This window comes from Neisseria sp. P0009.S007, from assembly GCF_051962515.1.
Genome location: NZ_JBQCVF010000120.1, coordinates 1 through 2,664, shown reverse-complemented (window position 1 = coordinate 2,664; position 2,664 = coordinate 1). Strand labels below are relative to the sequence as shown.

The 2,664-nt window shown below is 47.7% G+C and carries 3 protein-coding genes; 2 read left to right on the top strand and 1 reads right to left on the bottom strand.

What is annotated here, in order from left to right; all coding sequences use genetic code 11:
- A partial coding sequence (locus ACTHS3_RS09890; protein WP_440367865.1) for a lytic murein transglycosylase occupies window positions 1-502 on the top strand: 502 nt, incomplete at its 5' end.
- Window positions 503-560: 58 nt separating this feature from the next.
- Here the strand turns inward: ACTHS3_RS09890 and ACTHS3_RS09885 are convergent.
- Window positions 561-1,274: an aldose epimerase family protein gene (locus ACTHS3_RS09885; RefSeq protein ID WP_004519255.1), complete on the bottom strand. Its 714-nt coding sequence runs from the start codon at window positions 1,272-1,274 to the stop codon at window positions 561-563.
- 198 nt (window positions 1,275-1,472) lie between these two features.
- Between ACTHS3_RS09885 and dnaX the strand changes: the two genes are divergently transcribed.
- Window positions 1,473-2,664, top strand: a 1,192-nt coding sequence (gene dnaX, locus ACTHS3_RS09880; RefSeq protein ID WP_440367863.1) for a DNA polymerase III subunit gamma/tau, incomplete at its 3' end; no start/stop codon positions are given.

Genomic DNA, 2,664 nt, shown 5'->3' with positions numbered 1-2,664 from the left:
GATGGCAAAAGAAGAAAAAGAAAATATCTTTGACTTCAAAGGCAGCTATGCCGGCGCGATGGGCATGCCGCAATTTATGCCTTCAAGCTACCGTAAATGGGCGGTGGACTATGATGGTGATGGTCATCGCGATATTTGGAATAATGTTGGCGATGTGGCGGCTTCTGTCGCCAATTATATGAAACAGCATGGCTGGCAGACCGGCGGTAAGATGGTTGTGCCGGTAAGTCTGACAATTACTCCGCACTTGCAGGCGATTATCGATGAGAAAACTGCCTTGACGCGCACTGTCGCAGATTTCAAAGCTTTGGGTGTCGTGCCTCAAGCTGCTATTGCCGATAATGAAAAAGCTGTGCTGTATGCTTTGGAGACCAGCCCGGGCGTATTTGAATACTATTTGGGTCTGAATAACTTCTACACGGTATGGCAATACAACCACAGCCGTATGTATGTAACAGCGGTACGCGATATTGCGAATGCAATCAATAACAATGGCCTGTAAGCCATAAGAAAACCACCCTTTGGGGTGGTTTTTAAATATCGAGGATTTGTAAAGGGGGTTAAGCTATCAGTCTGATTTTCATGGCGTAACGTTTTTTGCTGTGTCCTGAAACAAACTGTCCTCCTCGGGCAGGGGATAAAAACGCATTGCCTTCTGCGGTTGGCTCTGCACAAGTATATTGACCGTTTCGATCGCTCCAAAGGGCATACACAGGCAGATTGTGGGTACGGATATCCAGTTTCAAGCCGTCAAATGCAACGTGTGCATCCTGGTCGGAGGAAACAAATTCGGTATGGGAGATATAGTCGGCATCGTATGGGGCGCCGTTGAAATCAAATTGTGTGCCGGCGGCGGTAAAGTAGGGGTGGAATCCTGGGGACGTGCGGATGGGTGATTCGCCGTAATTGCAGACAGTTAGGATGGCGATGGCTTCATTTTCGTTAGGCAGACTGTAATCGAGCAACCATTCGACGTGTTCATAGCCTTTTTCTGTGCTGATTAATTTTAAGCCGATATCTGATTCATTTTGATGGCGGATTTCCCAGTCTGAAGTTCTGCCGAAACCATGTTGGGCCAGATGATTTTTGCTGTCAGGTCCGAATTGAGGTAGGCAGACGTGCATGCCGCCGCGTAATTTTGTGTCATCGCCTACTTGAACGCTGGTTTTCGGAAATAAGACTTCCCATCCTTTTAGAATCAGGGAATCAATATATCCGCCCATTGTATTTACTTGCATAGTGGCTGATTGGTTGCGTAGTATGATTTCGGACATGATGTTTCAAACTTCAAATTACTTATCATTTATGTAGCATTCTAACATTGCAATGACATGCTGTCGCTGTCGGTTTGATAGAAAATCCTTAATAAAAATCAAAAAAATGCTAGAATATATGCCATTTTCTGAGGCCGTCTGAAAAGCGGAGAATTCTTTTCAGACGGCCTTCCGATTTATTTCCCGTAGAGAAACAACATGGCTTATCAAGTTCTTGCACGAAAATGGCGTCCGAAAACCTTTGCCGATTTGGTCGGTCAGGAACACGTCGTCAAAGCCCTGCGTAACGCGCTGGACGAAGGCCGTCTGCACCATGCCTATCTGCTGACAGGGACACGCGGTGTGGGTAAGACCACGATTGCCAGGATTTTGGCCAAGAGCCTGAACTGCGAAAATGCCGTGCATGGTGAGCCGTGCGGTCAGTGTGAAAGCTGTACGCAAATCGACAGCGGCCGTTATGTGGATCTATTGGAAATCGACGCGGCATCGAATACCGGTATCGACAATATCCGCGAAGTGTTGGAAAACGCGCAATACGCGCCGACTGCGGGTAAATACAAAGTCTATATCATCGACGAAGTGCATATGCTTTCCAAAAGCGCGTTCAATGCCATGCTGAAGACTTTGGAAGAACCGCCTGAACACGTTAAATTTATTTTGGCGACCACCGATCCGCATAAAGTCCCCATTACTGTATTGAGCCGCTGTTTGCAATTTGTGTTGCGCAACATGACAACCCAGCAGGTTGCCGAGCATTTGGCGCATGTCTTGGATCGTGAAAACGTTCCTTATCAGCCACAGGCTTTGCAACTTTTAGGCCGTGCCGCCGCCGGCTCGATGCGCGATGCGTTGAGCCTTTTAGATCAGGCGATTGCCATGGGTTCGGGTAAAGTGGCCGAACAAGATGTCCGCCAGATGATCGGAGCGGTCGATAAACAATACTTGTTTGAATTGCTTGAAGGAATCATCAATCAAAACGGGGAAGCCTTGCTGGAAAAGGCTCAGGAAATGTCCGCCAGAGCGATTGGTTTTGACAGCGCGTTGGCAGAATTGGCCATGTTGTTGCAACGTTTGGCTTTGATTCAAACCATTCCTTCCGCCTTGGCAAATGACGATCCTGAACGTGAAACTTTGCAGCGATTAAGTCAGGCTTTGAGTGGCGAGCAGATTCAGCTTTATTATCAATGCGCTATTCATGGTAAACAGGATTTACCGCTGGCTCCAGACGAGTATGCCGGTTTTGTCATGACGCTTTTGCGCATGCTTGCATTTGCGCCGTTGGCCGCTTCGGGTTGCGATACGCAAAGTCAGATTGAACACACGGATTTGCATTCCGACCATCAGAAAGCTGAGGCCGAAAAAAAGCCTTTTCAGCTGCCGAAATCTGAGC

Coding starts and splice junctions, on each gene's coding strand:
- ACTHS3_RS09885 (WP_004519255.1), bottom strand. CDS start 1,274: ATGTCCGAAATCATACTACGCAACCAATCAGCCACTATGCAAGTAAAT.